Genomic DNA, 17,035 nt, shown 5'->3' with positions numbered 1-17,035 from the left:
TGAACAGACCGCACGCCACGCTGACGGGCGAGGTCGGCAGGTGCGTCTACGTGGCGAACGCGGCAATGCTCCCTCGAAGCGCGGAGGGGAGCCGGCTCGGTGTCGCTGTCGGCGCGGGCAGGTTCACGGTGAGGCGGGGCGGGGCGGGGCGGGGCGGGGCGGGGCGGGTAAGAGCGTGCATGGTCAAGGGCAACGACGATCGGTGCTGTCCCCATTTCCCGAGATGGCAGCCGATCTCGCCGAACGCGCCACCGTCGACGTGCCCGACCGGGTCGGAACCGGCGCACGGATCCTCCGCCGGCAGTTCGGTCATCGTGCTGATCGCCACCCAGGCGGGTCTGGCCGCCGCGCTGTCCTGGGTGATTGCCCGGGATTTCCTGCACAACCCCATGCCGGTGTTCGCTCCCAGCGCTACGGCCGGCACGATCGCGCCGGCGATCGGTCAACGTGCCCGGCGAACCGCCGAGACGCTGCTCGGGTCGGGCTCGGTCTCGTCGTCGGCGACTCCGCGCTTCATGTCATCCGCTACGGTGCGTGGCAGATCGGACTGGTCGTCGCCATGACGCTCACCATCGCGCTGCTGCCGATCGGACATAGTGGCGCGCTCGTGGCACAGGCGGGCAGGCACGGCAGACGCCCACCGAGAACCCGCGAACACATGGCGGCTTCCTTGCCCTACTGGACACCCATCGCGGACGACCTCCTCGGAGCCAGCAGGTGAGCCGGATCCTCAGTCCCCGGCGACGACGAGGGCGCGGCGGATCAGCACGTTGTCGGCCGGCGCGGTTGACCTTGCGCCCCAGGGGTACGCGGCGCACGTCGAAACCGGTCGGACCAGGGCCGCCTCGACAGCAGGTGACCAGGGTCCCGCCGGACGAAGGAAGGACTCACCCATATGGCCACGATGCCCGGCCGGGAGGATCCTCGCCTGATACCTGTGCTTTCGGGCGACCGGGTCTGGACCGGTGTCACGACGACCACCTCCGGCAGACTGTTCGTCAGCTACCCGTCCACGGACGGACCCGGTGTCCAGGTGGCCGAGGCGTTGACGGGTGGCCGGTTCGCGCCGTACCCGGATGCGAGGTGGAACGAGGTGCGCGCCGAACACGACCCGCGGGGACGGTTCGTGCATGTCAACGCGCTACGCGTCGGGCCGGACGGGCAGTTGTGGATCGTCGACGCCGGGGCCGCCGGCCTCGGCCAGCCGCAGGTACCCGGGGGCGCCCGGCTGATCTCGGTCGACCTCGACCGCGACCAGGTCCATCGTAGCTACGACCTCGGTCCGGCGACGTACGAGCACAGCTACATCGACGATGTGCGGTTCAACGGCCGATTGGCCTACGTGAGCGACTCCGGTGCCGCCGGCCTGATCGTCGTCGACCTGGACAGCGGCCGGTCCCGCCGGGTGCTGGACAACCACCCCGCGACCGTCAACCAGGGTCCGCTCTACGCCGACGGGCAGGTCCTGCGCGACGCGCACGGCGCCGAGCTGCGGGTGCACTGCGACCAGATCGAGGTGTCACCGGACGGGCGCTACCTGTACTTCCAACCGCTGTCCGGACCGATGTCCCGGGTCGAGACCCGTTACCTCGACAATCCGGCCACATCCGCGCAGAGGCTGGGCGATCAAGTCCAGCACTGGGCCGACACCCCGACCACCGGCGGCACCGCCATCGACGCGGCCGGCACCATCTACCTCAGCGATGTGGAGAACCGCCGACTCCTGACCATCGCTCCGGACCGGCGGATGAGCCCATTCCTCACCGATCCGCGGCTCGTCTGGTGCGACGCCCTTTGGATCGACAGCAGACGGCACCTGTGGATGCCCGCGGCCCAGCTCAACCGCACCGCCGGGCTGACCGGCGCCGCCGCCGTCGAGTACCCGGTCCACATCTACAAGGCGCCCATCGACGTCGGCCCAGCCCCGAACGACCACGCCTGAGGGCGCACAGCACCACGTCGGCAGGTCGACGGTGTCTCTACCGCAAGACGAGTCAGGACTATTCGACGAATTCCATGCCGGGACGCGTGCTATGACCTCTTCGGGGGTGAGGATTCGTGTGGCAGCACCATCCGGCGGAGCCGACGTCGCCAGCACAGACTCGCCAATCGCGGGCGACCTTTCTCGAGCTGTTCTTCGACCTGGTGTTCGTCTTCGCGCTGACCCGAATCGTGTCCCGCGTCTACGATCACATGGTCATCGAGCCGGACGGGCGAGCCTGGCCGCAGGCGCTCTGGCAGGCGTTTCTGACCCTGCTGTTGTTGTTGGCACTGTTCGGCCTCTGGCAGGGAACCGCCTGGACCACCAGCCGCTACCACCCGGATTCGTTGGCCCTGCAGACCGTGGTCGCCGTGGCGTTGGCGCCGGGCTGGTGATGGGGGTAACGGTCCCGCGCGCCTTCGACGGCTATGCCGAGGCATTCGCCATCGCCTACGCGGCTGGGCAACTCGCCCGTCCCTTGATCCTGATGCTCGTGATCCACGACCGGGATCGCCGGCTGCTCAAAGGCCGCATGTTGATCACGTACGGCGTCACCGGCGCGCTGTGGATCATCGGAGCCTTCGTGGACGGTCCAGTCCTCGTGCCGGCCTGGGCAGCCGCCCTCGCCGTGGAGTATGCTGCGGCGCGGACCGGATGGCCCCTGCCGGGCCTGGGGCATTCCGAACCAGAACGCTGGGACATCACCGCGGAGCACCTCGCCGAGAGGTACCAGCAGTTCTTCCTCATCGCGCTCGGTGAGACGATCCTGGTGATCGGCTTCACCTACAGCACCGGACCGTTCGACCGCGACCACACCCTCGCCTTCGTCGTCGCCGCGCTCACCTCGGCGGCGTTGTGGCGCCTGTACTACTACCGGGCGGGGCACATTCTCGCCGAGGCGATCGCACATTCCCGAGCGCCGTCGGTCATCGGCCGGTCTGCCGCCGACACGCACCTCATCATGATCGTCGGTGTCGTGACCACGGCTCTCGGCTACGAGATCACCATCGAACAGCCCCTCGGTCACGCCCCGGCAACCTGGATCGCGCCCATCCTGCTCGGCCCCGCCCTCTTCATCGCCGGCCGGGCGCGGCTCGAATACCATGTGTCGCCCGCGTCTCCCCCTCACGCTACGTGGCCCTTGCGGCATTGCTGCTGTGCTATCCCGTCGCGATACACATGTCGCCGCTCGCCGCCGCGGTCGCGGCGGTGGCCATCCTCTCCGCCGCAGCCACCGCCGACGCACGCCGGTCGCGCGGACACCCGGCCGAACCCGCCCGCCCCCCATACTGACTCCCGCCCGGTACAGGCACTTCCCGACCCTTCCGTGGGCCGGGCCGCGCCAGGAAATGACCGATCGGTTCACGGGCACCCCGGTAGCGATGCTCATGACTTTTCGGAAAGATGGCACGCGCTTACCGGAAGTTATCGACGGACGGATTCACCCCATGAGCCTTCCCGTCACCCGCAAGATTCTCTTCGGTGGAGACTACAACCCCGAGCAGTGGCCCGAGGACGTGTGGCAGCAGGATTACCGGCTGTTCGACGCCGCCCGGATCGACCTCGTCACGCTGGGGGTGTTCGACTGGGCGCTCGTCCAGCCGGCCGAGGACGTCTACGACTTCACGCTGCTGGACCGGATAGTCGACCGGGCCTCCGCCGAGGGGCGGAGCATCTGCCTGGCCACCGGGACAGCGGCGCATCCGCCCTGGCTGGCCAGGGCACACCCGGAGGTGACCCGCACCGACTTCGAGGGCCGCCGCCACCGGTTCGGGCAGCGGCACAACTCCTGCCCCAGTTCCCCCGTGTTCCGCCGTCTCTCCGCCAAGCTGGCCCGCCGGATCGCCCGTCGCTACGCCGGCAACCCGGCGATCGCCGCCTGGCGCGTGGGAAACGAATACGGCGGCGCCTGCTACTGCGACCTCTGCGCGGCCGGCTTCCGCAGCTGGTTACGCCAGCGCTACCGAACGATCGACGAGTTGAACTCCGCCTGGTACACCACCTTCTGGTCGCACACCTTCACCGACTGGGACCAGATCGAGGCGCCGTCGGCGCTGACCGAGCACTGGCGCGGGCCGGACCACACCGCCTTCGCCGGCATCACGCTGGACTATCTGCGGTTCACCTCCGACGCGATGCTGGCCAACTTCCGCGACGAGAAATCCGCCATCCGGGAGTACAGCCCGGACATCCCGGTCACCACCAACTTCATGGGCCTGTACCGCCCGATCGACTATCACCGCTGGGCGCCGGAACTGGACTTCGCCTCCTGGGACAACTACCCGCCCGACGACGACTCGGCCGCCCGGATGGCACTGGCACACGACCTCATGCGTGGACTCAAGGACGGCCAGCCGTTCTGGCTGATGGAACAAACGCCGAGCAGCACCGCCTGCCGGGACGTCAATCCGCTGAAGCGACCCGGCCTGCTGCGGTTGTGGAGCTGGCAGGCGGTGGCCCACGGCGCCGACGCGGTGCTGTTCTTCCAGCTCCGCGCCGCGCGGGGTGCCTGCGAGAAGTACCACGGCGCGGTCATCGGCCACGCCGGCCGCTCGGACACCCGGGTGTTTCGCGAGGTCGCCGAGCTGGGCGCCGAACTGGACCGGCTCGGCGCGGCCTCGCTGGGCGCCCGGACCCCGGCCCGGGTCGCGTTGCTGTTCGACTGGGACAGCTGGTGGGCGCTGGAGATCTCCGACGGGCCGTCGCGACTCGTCCGGTACCTGGAGGTGGTGCAGCGGTACCACCGTGCGCTGTGGGACGCAGGGGCAGACCTCGACGTCGTCCCGGTGACCGCGGACCTGTCCCGCTACGACGTCGTCGTCGCGCCGGTGCTGCACATGCTCAAGGGCGATCTGCCGCGCCGGCTGGAGGCGGTCGCTGCCCGCGGCGGGTCGGTGCTGACCACGTTCCTGTCGGGCCGGGTGGACGAGAACGACAACGCGTTCCTGGCCGACGTACCCGGGCCACTCGGCGAGCTGATGGGGATACGGGTCGACGAGTGGGACGCCCGCGGCCCCGACGTGGTCAACCCGGTCCGTCTCGGCAGCGACGATCGGCTCGAGGTCGAGGCCCGGTTGCTGTTCGAACTAATCGTTCCGCAGAGCGCGGAGGTGATCGGCACCTACCGGGCCGACTTCTACGCCGGCACCCCCGCAGTGACGCGCAACACCTTCGGTGCCGGGCACGGATGGTACGTAGGCGCAGGCCTGGACGGGACCGGCGTGTCCTGGGTGGTGCGCCAGGTGCTGGCCCGCCACGACCTGCTCGGCCCCGCTCCGGACCTGCCGGGTCTGGAGTCGGCCACTCGGGTCACCCCCGACGGAGCCCGGCTGCTGTTCCTGCTCAACCACCGGTCCGAGCCGGTCGAGGTGGCCGCCCGCTCCGGCGGGGTCGACCTGCTCACCGGAGACCGGGTCGACCCCGGCGCGCCGCTGCGGCTTTCGGCCCGGGGGGTGGTGGTGCTGCGGGAGGACGAGTGAACGTCGCAGCGCGGGCAGCCGTCAACGGCGTCGGGGTGGACCGGAGGATATTCGGGCAGAGCGCCCTGTCGCACACCATGGCCGAATCGGACAGCCTGCCGCACACGCGGTCCAACGCGCACGAGACCCGGTGGGACGTGGACGACCCGACGACCGGTGCCACTCCGGCTTGCGACGGCCCGACCGGCTCTTGACAGCCGCCGAGCCGAGCCCCCTAAGATCCATGTCCTTAGATGTCGACTGATAGCGGGAGCAGGGAGCCGGATGCAGGCAATCGACGAACCATGCCCGGGGGACGACCTGGCGTCCCGTGGCGTCAACCGCCGTCGCCTGCTCGGCCTGGTCACTGCGGCGCTCGCCGCCGGCGTCATTCCGGAGGCATGGCTCGCGGAGGCCGCCTACGGCGCTACTCCGAGGTGGAACCGGCCGTTCGACAAGTGGGTGCCCATCACGTCCACGTTCGGACCACGCACGGACCCCATCACCGGCGTGTCCAGGATGCACAACGGAACCGACTACAGCTACTCGGGAATCCTCGGTTATCCCATCCGCTCGATTGCGGCGGGTACGGTGACCGGTGTTTCGTACAGCGCGAGCGGCCTCGGTCACCACGCCGTCATCACCCACGCCGATGGTTGGCGGAGTGTCTACGGGCACATGCGGGAGACTCCCAGGGTCGGGACAGGCACGCAGGTCGCTGCCGGCCAGCACATCGGCAACGTGGGATCCACCGGTCACTCGACCGGCCCGCACCTGCACCTTGAAATATTCCAGCCGAACGGACAGCGAGTTGACCCCGAGTCGGTTCTCAAGGGCGCCCCGTATGCCGGGGCGCCCGGAACTCCACCCGAGATTGTCACCAAGGACGGACTGATGTATCTGATCTGGAGCACCGGCGGTACCGGCTACCTGGTAACCCCCAACCGCGTCATCGGCCTGCGGTCGATGGCCCACTACAACCTGTTCAAGCGGATCATCAACTCCAACCAGGCTGCGGATCAACCCGAGATCTTCAACGCGTTGGAGATCGACCAGATCAACGCTTACCTCAACGGTAACGTGCCGGCCTGATCCGGCCCCCGCAGGTGCCGGCACCGCGGGAACCCGGCGGAGCCGATCGGCGACATGCCTCCACGCACGCCGCCGACCGGCTCGTTCATGCCCGGACGCCTCATCCGGCAGTGATCACCGCATCGGTCGCGAGGTGGTCGCTGCGCCGCCCGATCAGAGCGCGGAGCTGCTCGACTGCCGTGTCGGTGGTCTGCGCCTGGTAGCCGCCGACCGTCGGCAGCACGGCGACGATCTCGTCGAGCGCCTTCTGCGCGCCGTTCTGCGCGTAGATCTTCTGGTACAGCTCGCGATAGGCATCCTCGTACACCGTCTTGAAGGCCGCGCTGGCGAGGAAGCGTTCCTTGAGCTTGTGCCCGCTCATCATCCCCCGCGCCCGGCCCCCCTCACCGTCGCCGCCGTCCGGGAACTGCCCGGCGCCGGGTCGATCCATACCGGCCGGGGGCTGATCGCCGGCCGCACCATCCTGCGGCGACCGGCCACCCATCCGGCCCGCGTCATGCGGCCCCTGGGTGGCCTCACCGGAGAAGGTGAGGTTGTAGTCCCAGCCGATGACGGAAAACTTCTTCGTCTTCAGGTCGTACCACAGGTAGTAGTTCCGGCCCGGCCCGGACATGTCGTCGAAGTTGAGCAGCAGGTTCTGCGCGGCCACGTAACGAGCGAACGACGTCACGTCGACATGATCGGCGAGGTGCGCGTCGAAGTCGGCGTCGCTGCTCTCCTGGACCCATTTGATCAGCTTGATGACTGGCTGTAGATCCTGGCTGCCCTTCAGGGTGATCTGCTTGAAGTCGTCGGCGTAGTCGATGGGATCATCGCCCTGGTCCGTGAACTGACTGGTCGATATGCTCTTGTACAGAACACCGGACTCGCCCAGCGCGTCGGCGAAGGTCTCGTCCGGATGTTCGACCACGAGGCGGGTGGTGGTCGGCCGGTCGTTCACGGTGAAGCTGGAGTATGCGTAACGCTGCGCATCCACCTCGGCGGCCGCGAGCGCCCCCAGCGCGACGGCCTCGTTGAGAACCGTCGTGCCGCCGCCGCCACCCATGCCCGCCACCCGCAACGTCACCTCACGGTGCCCCTGATAGCGGCGTCCGTCGATGAACTCGTCGAAGCGAACCAGCCAGGGCAGGTTCTCCGGTTCCTCCGCCTTGAGGGAGGACCGCCCGAACCCGCCCGGTCCAGCACCACCGGGCTGCGCACCACCAGGCCCGGCCATCTGCCCGCCGCCGGGCAACCCGCCGCGGCCCGCCCCGGCACGCCGGGACTCACCATTGCGGGTCAGGCCGGAGAGTGTCGAGTTGCCCTTGAGCCGGATACCGACGCTGGGGATGGTGGCGCCGTCGATCGTGAGGTCCGCCTCGAGCCAGGTCTTCTCACCGTCGTCCCAGTAGTCGTCCAGGATCTCCTGGTAGTCCTTCTCCCGGTAGGTGAGCGTGATCGTGTGGGCGACCCCGGCGTCGAAGAGGTCGACCGCGCCGGCGATATCCTGCGTGACCTCGTCGGCGGTCTGGTCGCTGCTGCTGACGACCAGCGGCGCGACCCGCACGGTGCTGAACACCACCGCGCAGATGACCACGAACGCGGCACACGTCACGAGCAGCTTCCAGTAGTGCCGCACCCGGATCGGAACCCGGTGCCGCAGTCGCCGTCGAGCCGGCGGGGGCGTCGGTGGGGGCGCGGACGACTCCGGAATCGCAAACCGTGGCATCACAGGTCCGTCTGGTCGTAGCCGGTCAGGACGGTCACCCGCTGGCCACCGGTACGCTCACCGAGGGCGTTGATGAGGTCACCCGGCTCGTGGCCCTTCTTCAACCGGACCGTGTACATGAGCTCGGTCAGCGCGCCGCCCCGGATGGACTCCATGCTGACCAGTTCGAACTCGCTGGTGTGTGCGATGAGCACGTCCTGGACGCTCGCGGTGTAGTTGCCGTCCGGCGGCACCTGGACCTTGACCACCTGCCGCTGGACACTCGATGCGAACCAGTTGAACCGGTACATCACCACGATGATCAGGCTGATCGCCACCGCAGCGACGATCGCGAGCGTGTAGAAGCGGGTACCGGCGGCCATGCCGACGCCCATCACCAGGAAGATGAAGCCGACGTCGCGGGTTTCCTTGATCGCGTTACGGAACCGCACCACGGACAACGCCCCCACCAGCGCGAACGCCCGCGCGATGTTCGACCCCACCACCAGCATGATCAATGCGATCAGCATGCCCAGGATGACCAGTGTCTGGACGTAGGACTGGCTGTAGGAGACGTTTCGGTGGGTGAACCGGTAGACCCAGCCAATCATCGCACTGAGCACGAACGACAGCGACAGCGCGATGGCGATGTCGCCGATGCTGAACGTGCCGGACAGATCCTGAACATCGAACGGCATTGTCACGCCTCACTTCGGTTGGCGGCCGGCACCAGGGCACCGGCGTCGTCGTCGGCAACATGAAAGATCGAGCGAGGCGCACGACCGAACGCCTCGACACTCTGGCAGTACTTGGAAACCCGCACCACGGACATGTTCATCTGGGCGGTCAGGTCGGTGAGCCAGCGAGGAACCCGCTCGTCGGCCTTGAGTTCCACCACGGCCAGCCGGGCCGGGACGATGAGACGGTTCTCGACGTCCGCCCCGAGATGGAAGTCCCGGTCCCGCCCCCGCACCCGGTGGTCGATCGTCACCCGCAGGCCGGAGTCGGCGTCCCGGCCGATGAACGCCTCCCGCTGATAGCCGGTCATCGCCACGGCCCGCAGATCCAGCCGGCAGAGAAGGTCGAGAACCTCATCGAGGAACGCCCCCTGCCCGGGGTCGTGGTCGACCGCCATCCGGCGGTCGCACAGATCCCGGGCGAGCCGGTAGGGCAACTCCACCCGCCGCTTCTGCGTGACCCGGTTGACCCGCTGCTTGATCTCCACGAACACCGGACTGTCGTCGTCGATTCGGAACCGGTCGCCGTAGTGTCGAAGCCGCAGCTTGCGCCGGAACCGTAGTCCCTCGATCTTCTCCCAGTAGAAGCGCAGGTCAGGCGTGTCGTAGTAGACGCTCCACACTCCGTAGCCGCCACCGGCGGCGTAGGCGTCGAGATCGAGCCGGCGAGCGAGGGCCTCGCGTAGCTCCGGCACCACGGCGTACGGCATCACGTACTTGATCTCGTACCGGTTGAAGGCGTGCAGCCTGCTCGGCGCCCGCAACGCGTGACCGGCCTGATCATTCGCGACCCGCAGCGCCGGATGCTCCGGCGGGACCGGCCCCGGCGGGCCGTCCCCGGTGGGATCGGGCGGTACACCTCGTCGTCGAAGGGGGTTTCGCATCTCTCGTCGCCCATCTGCAAACGGCTAGGACGAAAGGGAGGTAATCAGGTCAACCTCAGAGCCGGCTGTGAAGAACATACGAATTCCAGTTGAACGACAGGTGGACGGCACGACGGCGGCCCACCCCGCGCCGGGGTGGGCCGCCGTCGTGCCGGGAGCGGTCAGCGAATACGGCGCCGGCCGTACGCGCCTGCCGCGAGCGCCACGCCGATCGCGGCGAAGGCGACCTGGATGGCCAGTTCGATCCAGTCGATACCGCGGGTGTCGTCGACACCGAGCGCACCGGCGACGAGGGTGCCGAGGATCGCAGCGACCACACCGATGAGCAGGGTCAGCCAGATCGGGATGTTCTGCTTGCCCGGCACCACCAGGCGGCCGAGTGCGCCGATGACCAGACCGATGATGATCGCGGTGAAGAAGCCGGTAACTTCCACGAGAGCCGTCCCTCCGGAGGGGTTGTCGTCGGTTCCTATCCTTGCCCCTCCCCCACAACCGCCGAAACCAGCCACGCCGAGCGGTCCGGACCTCGCCGAGGCGACGCGCTGGCCGCGTGCACTACAGGTGCAGGCCCGTCTGCGACTTCCTTCCCGGCAGCCGATCTGGCAGGTCGAAGTCGGGCAGGGGCACGTCGAGGAACGAGACGACCTCGGCCACCCGGCGCCCCCGCAGCACGAGCAGGTCCAGCCCCGCCGGCAGGTAGGCGGCAGCCGCGTCGTTCCAGAGGTACGTCCCGAACGCGAGCTGCCCGTTGGCACTCGTCGGCAGGAACCGCCACCTCCGCCCGCCCGTCACCTCGGTCAGGAAGCCGCGGAGCTGCTCACGGCCCTCGTACCAGACGGTCAGCGGCGGCATCGAGTACCGCGCGTCCTCCGTCAGCATCGCAACGATCGTCTCGACGTCGCCGGACTCCCACGCGGCGGCGTACCGCCTGGCCACCTCCCGCTGCCCCGCGTCGCCCAGCTCGCCGAGGAGCCGATCCTGCCCTGCACCGGGCCGGCGGCAAGCTGCTGGAACTACCTTGAGGTCACCGATCCGTCCCCCCTGCAACCAGAGCAACGCGACTGGTTGCGTAACCATCTTCAGGAATTCCACAACGTCCTGCGGGCACCGAACTTCGCCGACCCGGTCACCGGCTACCGGGCGTACATCGACGTGCCCTCCTTCATAGACCAGCTCATCATCAACGAGCTGAGCCGGGAGATGGACTCGTACATCCGCAGCGCGTACTTCTACAAGGACCGCGACACCAAGATCTCCGCTGGCCCGCTCTGGGACTACAACCTCACCTTCGGTGTGGGCGGCTTTTTCCAGAACGACCAGACATCCGGCTGGCAGTACCAGCAGATCCGCCAACCGGTGGCCAACGACTGGTACACGCAGCTGATGCGTGACCCGGCCTTCGTCAACGAGGTGCGGCTGCGCTGGCAGACGCTGCGCCGTGGCCCACTGTCCGACGCATCGTTGCAGTCCCGAATCAACGCCCTCACCGGTCCGCTGACCAACGGGGCACAGCGCAACTTCCAGCGCTGGCCCAACCTGAGCACCCGGATGATCGGGCCCTTCGTCACGCCGACTTCACCGACTTGGCAGGGGCAGGTCCAGTTCATGCGGGACTGGATGCTGCGCCGCGCTGCCTGGCTCGACTCGACCACCGGTTGGGGCGGGTCGACCACGCCCCCGCCGACCACCCCACCGCCGACTGGCGGAGGCGGCTGTGCCGCCACGTACACGGTGACCAGCCAGTGGTCGGGCGGCTTCCAGGGCGAGTTGCGGGTCACCGCGGGCGGCACGGCGATCAACGGCTGGACCGTGACCTGGACCTACCCCGCGGGGCAGACGGTCACCCAGGCGTGGAATGCGACAGTCACCAATCAGGGATCCGCGGTGACCGCCCGCAACGTCAGCTACAACGGCAGCCTCGCCCCAGGCGCCAGCACCACCTTCGGTTTCCTCGGCTCCACCACCAGTACACCCACCACACCGACACCTACCTGCACCGCGAGCTGATTCAGCCGCGCAGTGGCCACCGCGCGCCACACTACGCTCGCGCTCAGGGCTCGGCGCAAGGCGCTAGAGCGGCACGCACGGTAACGGGTTGCGGCCAGCGATCGCAGGAGTGCGTTCGCGGCTGGGTGATCATCGGTGGGTCAAAGGATGTGATTCTCAGGATCGCCGCTCGAGGCTGCCGGCCCGGCGCAACAAATACGTGTCCATGACCCAGCCGCGGCTCTGTTTCGCCGCCGTCCGCCGGGACCAGATTCGGTCGGCGACCTCGTCAAGGTTGCCGGCCACCAGTTGCTCGTCGGACGAGCCGAGGTTCGCGCCCCACCAGATCCGCCAGGCCGACAGTTCGGGGAGCTGGCGACAGGTCAATGCCCCGTCGAGCAGGACGACGAGGTTGTCGTGTGTCGCCGCGTCGTGGAGCAGGCGGCGGCCGGTCGTGATGGTGATCGGGCCGCCGATTGTGTTGAGGACGAGCCGGTGGTGTGCCGCCAGCAGTTGGATGCTGCTGAGGCCGGGTACGACGTCCACGGTGATGTCGACCCGTGCGCGTTCGGCGATGCGGTCGGCCACACGGATCGCCGAGTCGTACAGGGCCGGATCGCCCCAGACGAGCACTGCGGCGTCTCCCGGGTTGTCCAGCAATGCCTGCTCGAACGCCTCGGCCCGTGCCTCGTGCCAGTCGCGTACCGCGCCGGTGTAGTCGGCCGGGCCGGCACGGTCGCGTTCCGGGTCGGGTACGTGCACGAGCCGCCAGGCGCCGGTGACGTGCCGGGCGCAGATCGCCTCGCGCATCGCGATGAGGTCGGCCGTGCCCGGGTGCTGTCCGGTCTTGTCGGCGACGAGGAAGTAGTCGGCCTCGTTGAGTGCCCGGACGGCCTGGGCCGTGACCAGTTCGGGGTCGCCCGGGCCGAGGCCGACCAGGGTGAGGCGCCGTGTCACGCCTGATCCTCCAGGTCTCCCTCGACCTCGAGGTACACGCGGGCCATCTCCGCCATGACCTCGGCGTCCGGTTCGGCCCACAGTCCACGGTCGGCGGCCTCGTTCAGCCGTTCCACGATGCCGCGCAGTGCCCAGGGGTTCGCGCGGCGCATGAACTGCTGGTTCGTCTCGTCGAGGACGTATTCGCGGGCCAGTGACTCGTACATCCAGTCGTGGACGACACCGGCGGTGGCGTCGAAGCCGTAGAGGTAGTCCACGGTGGCGGCGAGCTCGAACGCTCCCTTGTAGCCGTGGCGCTGCATCGCCGCGATCCAGCGCGGGTTGACCACCCGCGAGCGGAAGACGCGGTTGGTCTCTTCCTGCAGGCTGCGGGTGCGTACGGCGTCGGGCGTGGTGGAGTCACCGACGTACGCCCTGGGTTCGGCGCCGGTCAGCGCGCGGACCGTGGCGATCATGCCGCCGTGGTATTGGAAGTAGTCGTCGGAGTCGGCGATGTCGTGCTCGCGGGAGTCGATGTTCTTCGCGGCGACGGCGATGCGCCGGTAGTTGGTTCGCATGTCGTCGGTTGCCGCGATGCCGTCGAGGCCGCGGCCGTAGGCGAAGCCGCCCCAGGCGGTGTAGACGGCGGCCAGGTCGGCGTCGTCGCGCCAGGTGCCGGACTCGACGACCTGGAGGATGCCGGCGCCGTACGATCCGGGCTTCGAACCGAAGATCCGCGTGGTGGCCCGCCGCTGGTCGCCGTGCTCGGCGAGGTCGTGGCGGGTGTGTGCCCGCACGTAGTTGCGCTCATCGGGTTCGTCGAGCCCGGCGACGAGCTGCACGGCGTCGTCGAGGAGTTCGATGACGTGCGGGAAGGCGTCGCGGAAGAATCCCGAGATGCGCACGGTAACGTCGATGCGGGGCCGGCCGAGTTCGTCGAGGCCGATCACCTCCAGGCCGTTGACCCGGCGTGAGGCCGTGTCCCAGGTGGGGCGTACGCCCAGCAGCGCCAGCACCTCGGCGATGTCATCGCCGGAGGTGCGCATCGCGGAGGTGCCCCACACGGAGAGGCCGACCGATCGGGGATGCTCGCCGGTTTCGGCGAGGTGCCGGGCGACGAGGGACTCGGCCATCGCCTGTCCCGTTTCCCAGGCCAGACGGGACGGAACGGCCCGCGGGTCGACGGTGTAGAAGTTACGGCCGGTCGGCAGGACGTTGACCAGTCCGCGCAGCGGGGAGCCGGAGGGCCCGGCCGGGACGAAACCGCCGTCGAGCGCGTGCAGGACGTTGGTCAGTTCGTCGGTGGTGGCGGCCAGTCGCGGCACGACCTGCTCGGCGGCGAAGCGCAGGACGTCGCGTACCACCGGGTCGTCGTGCAGCGCGTCGATCGCGTCAGCCTGCCAGCCGGCCTTCTCCATCGCCTCGATCAGGGCACGGGCCTGCGCTTCCACGGCGTCGACGTCGGCCGCCGGGGCGTCCTCGGCAAGACCCAGCGCGGCGCGCAGGCCGGGCAGTGCCCGGTTCTGTCCGCCCCAGACCTGTGTCGCGCGGAGCACGGCGAGCACCAGGTTGACGCGTGCCTGTCCGGTCGGCGCCTGGCCGAGCACGTGCAATCCGTCGCGGATCTGTACGTCCTTGATCTCGCACAGCCAGCCGTCGACGTGCAGCAGGAAGTCGTCGAACTCCTCGTCGCCGGGCCGTTCGTCCAGGCCGAGGTCGCGATGCATTTGTGCGGACTGCATCAGCGTCCAGATCTGCTGGCGGACCGCGGGCAGCTTTGCCGGGTCCATCACGGCGATGTTGGCGTGCTCGTCGAGCAGTTGCTCCAGCTTGGCGATGTCGCCGTAGCTTTCGGCGCGTGCCATCGGCGGCACCAGGTGGTCGACGATGGTGGCGTGCGCGCGGCGCTTGGCTTGGGCACCCTCGCCAGGATCGTTGACCAGGAACGGATAGATCAACGGCATGCTGCCGATTGCCGCGTCCGTGGCGCAGGCGGCTGAGAGCGCGGCGTTCTTCCCCGGCAGCCACTCCATCGAGCCGTGTTTGCCGAGGTGCACCACCGCGTCGGCGCCGAAGCCGTGTTCGAGCCAGCGGTACGCGGCCAGGTAGTGGTGCGACGGAGGCATGGCCGGGTCGTGGTAGATCGCGACCGGGTTCTCGCCGAAGCCACGCGGGGGCTGGATGAGGATGACGACGTTACCGGCGCGCAGGGTGGCCAGCACGATGTCGCCGTCGTCGTCGACGAAAAGCGAGCCGGGAGCCTCGCCCCAGGTCTCGGCCATGGCGTCGCGCAGCGCGGCGGGCAATCCGGCAGTCCAGCGCCGGTAGTCGTCCCGGCTGATACGCACGTGCGACTCGCTGAGCTGAGCCTGCGTGAGCCACTCCTCGTCCTGCCCACCGGCGGCGATCAAAGCGTGGATGAGCGCGTTGCCGGCCGTCGTGTCGGCATCCTCTCCCTCGACCGGGAGCAGCGGGTCGAGCCCGGGAATTGCGCCGGGTGCGCCGAGGTCGTAGCCGGCATCTCGCATCGCGCGCAGCAATCGGATCGCCGACACGGGCGTATCGAGGCCGACGGCGTTGCCGATGCGGCTGTGCTTGGTCGGGTAGGCCGACAGGACGAGGGCCACCTTGCGCTCGGCGGGCGGGACATACCGCAGTCGGGCGTGGTTGACGGCGATGCCCGCGACGCGGGTGCATCGCTCAGGGTCGGTCACGTAGCGGGGCAGGCCGTCGGCGTCGACCTCCTTGAATGAGAACGGGACGGTGATGAGGCGGCCGTCGAACTCGGGGATGGCGATCTGGGTCGCGGAGTCGAGCGGGGTGACGCCTTCGTCGGACGCCTCCCACTCGGCTCTGCCGGACGTGAGCGCCAGAGCCTGCAGCACGGGGATGTCGAGGGCGCGCAGCCGTTCGACGTCCCAGGACTCGTCGTCGCCGCCGGCGCTCGCGGTGGCGGGCCGGGCGCCGCCGGCGGCCAGGACCGTGACGACGATCGCGTCCAGGGTGGCGAGTTCGGCGTACAACTCCTCGGGCGCCGCCCGCAGTGACGAGACGTAGATCGGTACGCCGGCGGCCACGCCGGTGGTGTCGATGGCATCGGCGAGTTCGTGGGCGAACGCGTTGTTGCCGCTCACCTCGTGGGCCCGGTAGTACAGGACTCCGACGCGGGGCCGGGCGTCCGGGGCCGGCTGCCGGCTGACTCCCCACTCGGGCAGCACGGCCGGCGGTTCGAAGCCTTCGCCGGTCAGCAGCACGGTGTCGGACAGGAAGGCGTGCAGTTGGCGCAGGTTCTCCGCGCCGCCCTCGGCGAGGTAGCGGTGCGCCTCGGCGCAGACACCGATCGGGACGGTCGACAGCCCCATCAACGCGGCGTTCGGCGTCCGTTCCCCACCGAGCACGACCAGGGGACGGCCGGTGCCGCGGATCAGCGCGGCGAGGTCGCGTACGTCCTCGGGCGAGCCGAGCACCCGCAGAATGACCAGGTCGGCCTCGCTGGTCAGGGTGTCGCGGCGCTCGCCGGTGAGCCGGGCAGGGTTGGCCCAGGACCAGTCCGCGTTGCTGGCCCGCGCCGAGAGCAGGTCGGTGTCCGAGGTGGACAGCAGGGCGATGCGTGTCATGTTTCTCCTTCGGTGACACGGGAGCCGAGGCGCAGGTCGCCGACCGGACGGCCGGCGCGTAGGTGCTCGCCGACGAGGCGTGCCGCGTCGCCGGGTCGCACCGGCCCGTACCAGGTGCCGTCGGGGTGCACGACGGCGACTGGTCCGTGGTTGCACGGGAACAGGCAGCCGGTCTGGGCCATGAGGACGTCGGCGTCGGTGAGCTGCTGCTCGACGAGCGCGCCCACGATCGCGCGATAGGTCTCGTCCGCGCCGCGGGCACTGCAGCGCGGGCCGCGGCACAGCAGTAGATGATGGCGGTACGGCGGCGTGGTCTCCCAGGCCGGTGAGGTGAGTGGCGCCTCGTGCCCGGTGATCGCGCGCTCGCCGAACCGGATGACCGGCGGGTCGATCTGCTGACGGTGCCAGTGGCCGGCCACGCGTCCCACCCACGAACGGGCGAAAGTCAGGTCGTCGGTGCTCACCGGTTCCAGGCGAACCTCCCGAACGCCCTCGGCGTGCAGCAGGTCGAGCACATGGGTCAGCGTGGGCTCGCCGGCTTGCAGGAAGGCCAGTCGGGCGCCGGCTGCCTCGGCCTGCCCGCGTAGCACCGGCGACGCGGCGTCCGTCAGTGCGGTCGCGACGTGAACGAGGACGCTCACGGGGTCAGGAGCCGGT

11 protein-coding genes and 4 pseudogenes are annotated in these 17,035 nt (G+C 69.2%); 7 read left to right on the top strand and 8 right to left on the bottom strand.

The genetic code is table 11. The features are described from left to right. Positions 1-179: 179 nt before the first annotated feature. The 5 genes and pseudogenes from BFV98_RS32135 to BFV98_RS30930 all read left to right on the top strand — a co-directional run bounded on the left by BFV98_RS32135 (position 180) and on the right by BFV98_RS30930 (position 6,531). Positions 180-563 carry a hypothetical protein gene (locus BFV98_RS32135; RefSeq protein ID WP_141722639.1) on the top strand — a complete coding sequence of 128 codons (384 nt, stop codon included), beginning with the start codon at positions 180-182 and terminating at the stop codon, positions 561-563. 374 nt (positions 564-937) lie between these two features. Beyond that, positions 938-1,942, top strand: a complete 1,005-nt coding sequence (locus BFV98_RS30950; protein WP_161801663.1) for an L-dopachrome tautomerase-related protein — start codon at positions 938-940, stop codon at positions 1,940-1,942. A gap of 116 nt (positions 1,943-2,058) precedes the next feature. Continuing rightward, positions 2,059-3,032 (top strand): annotated as a pseudogene (locus BFV98_RS32905) (low temperature requirement protein A); the annotation flags it as partial. A 397-nt stretch (positions 3,033-3,429) separates the two neighbouring features. Next, on the top strand, positions 3,430-5,460 hold the full coding sequence (locus BFV98_RS30940; protein ID WP_071098665.1) for a beta-galactosidase: 2,031 nt from the start codon (positions 3,430-3,432) through the stop codon (positions 5,458-5,460). Between the two features lie 264 nt (positions 5,461-5,724). Then, on the top strand, positions 5,725-6,531 hold the full coding sequence (locus tag BFV98_RS30930) for a M23 family metallopeptidase (protein WP_030502021.1): 807 nt from the start codon (positions 5,725-5,727) through the stop codon (positions 6,529-6,531). A 100-nt stretch (positions 6,532-6,631) separates the two neighbouring features. Here the strand turns inward: BFV98_RS30930 and BFV98_RS30925 are convergent, their stop codons facing one another. From BFV98_RS30925 to BFV98_RS30905, 5 genes and pseudogenes are all read right to left on the bottom strand, one after another. Beyond that, positions 6,632-8,149, bottom strand: coding sequence for a CotH kinase family protein (locus tag BFV98_RS30925; RefSeq protein ID WP_236619255.1), 1,518 nt, complete (start codon positions 8,147-8,149; stop codon positions 6,632-6,634). 89 nt (positions 8,150-8,238) lie between these two features. Continuing rightward, entirely contained in the window at positions 8,239-8,916 is a 678-nt protein-coding gene (locus BFV98_RS30920) for a DUF4956 domain-containing protein (protein ID WP_013476149.1), read from the bottom strand. A gap of 2 nt (positions 8,917-8,918) precedes the next feature. Continuing rightward, complete coding sequence (locus tag BFV98_RS30915) at positions 8,919-9,839, bottom strand: polyphosphate polymerase domain-containing protein (protein ID WP_047892850.1); 921 nt, start codon at positions 9,837-9,839, stop codon at positions 8,919-8,921. A 161-nt stretch (positions 9,840-10,000) separates the two neighbouring features. After that, positions 10,001-10,273, bottom strand: coding sequence for a GlsB/YeaQ/YmgE family stress response membrane protein (locus BFV98_RS30910; RefSeq protein WP_013476147.1), 273 nt, complete (start codon positions 10,271-10,273; stop codon positions 10,001-10,003). Positions 10,274-10,394: 121 nt separating this feature from the next. Next, positions 10,395-10,859, bottom strand: a pseudogene (locus tag BFV98_RS30905) (nuclear transport factor 2 family protein); the annotation flags it as partial. Between the two features lie 45 nt (positions 10,860-10,904). On the opposite strand from BFV98_RS30905, the pseudogene BFV98_RS32900 reads away from it, so the two are divergent. Both BFV98_RS32900 and BFV98_RS32895 read left to right on the top strand, forming a co-directional pair. Next, positions 10,905-11,468: pseudogene (locus BFV98_RS32900) on the top strand (CotH kinase family protein); the annotation flags it as partial. A gap of 39 nt (positions 11,469-11,507) precedes the next feature. Beyond that, positions 11,508-11,846, top strand: a pseudogene (locus tag BFV98_RS32895) (cellulose binding domain-containing protein); the annotation flags it as partial. Between the two features lie 156 nt (positions 11,847-12,002). On the opposite strand, the gene cobF reads toward BFV98_RS32895, so the two are convergent. From cobF to BFV98_RS30885, 3 genes are read right to left on the bottom strand one after another with little or no spacing between them, the layout of a single operon-like run. After that, positions 12,003-12,782, bottom strand: a complete 780-nt coding sequence (gene cobF, locus BFV98_RS30895; RefSeq protein ID WP_030275065.1) for a precorrin-6A synthase (deacetylating) — start codon at positions 12,780-12,782, stop codon at positions 12,003-12,005. After that, the gene (gene cobN, locus BFV98_RS30890; protein WP_071098663.1) at positions 12,779-16,378 is read right to left on the bottom strand and encodes a cobaltochelatase subunit CobN; all 3,600 of its coding nucleotides are present in this window, start codon (positions 16,376-16,378) and stop codon (positions 12,779-12,781) included. The genes cobF and cobN overlap by 4 nt, the downstream gene beginning before the upstream one ends. Next, a complete protein-coding gene (locus BFV98_RS30885; protein ID WP_030275069.1) occupies positions 16,375-17,019 on the bottom strand; it encodes a ferredoxin in 645 nt (214 codons plus the stop codon). Before BFV98_RS30885 ends, cobN begins: the two co-directional genes overlap by 4 nt. Positions 17,020-17,035 lie beyond the last annotated feature (16 nt).

The organism is Micromonospora sp. WMMB235 (genome assembly GCF_001855515.1).
GTDB classification, from domain to species: Bacteria; Actinomycetota; Actinomycetes; order Mycobacteriales; family Micromonosporaceae; genus Micromonospora; species Micromonospora aurantiaca.
The sequence above is the reverse complement of the archived record's forward strand: the minus strand, read 5'-3'. Positions and strand labels throughout refer to the sequence as shown.

Bases quoted from the DNA above. Each gene is read 5' to 3' on its own strand.
- BFV98_RS32135 (WP_141722639.1), top strand. From the start codon at position 180: ATGGTCAAGGGCAACGACGATCGGTGCTGTCCCCATTTCCCGAGATGG.
- BFV98_RS30940 (WP_071098665.1), top strand. From the start codon at position 3,430: ATGAGCCTTCCCGTCACCCGCAAGATTCTCTTCGGTGGAGACTACAAC.
- BFV98_RS30930 (WP_030502021.1), top strand. From the start codon at position 5,725: ATGCAGGCAATCGACGAACCATGCCCGGGGGACGACCTGGCGTCCCGT.
- BFV98_RS30920 (WP_013476149.1), bottom strand. From the start codon at position 8,916: ATGCCGTTCGATGTTCAGGATCTGTCCGGCACGTTCAGCATCGGCGAC.
- BFV98_RS30915 (WP_047892850.1), bottom strand. From the start codon at position 9,839: ATGCGAAACCCCCTTCGACGACGAGGTGTACCGCCCGATCCCACCGGG.
- cobN (WP_071098663.1), bottom strand. From the start codon at position 16,378: ATGACACGCATCGCCCTGCTGTCCACCTCGGACACCGACCTGCTCTCG.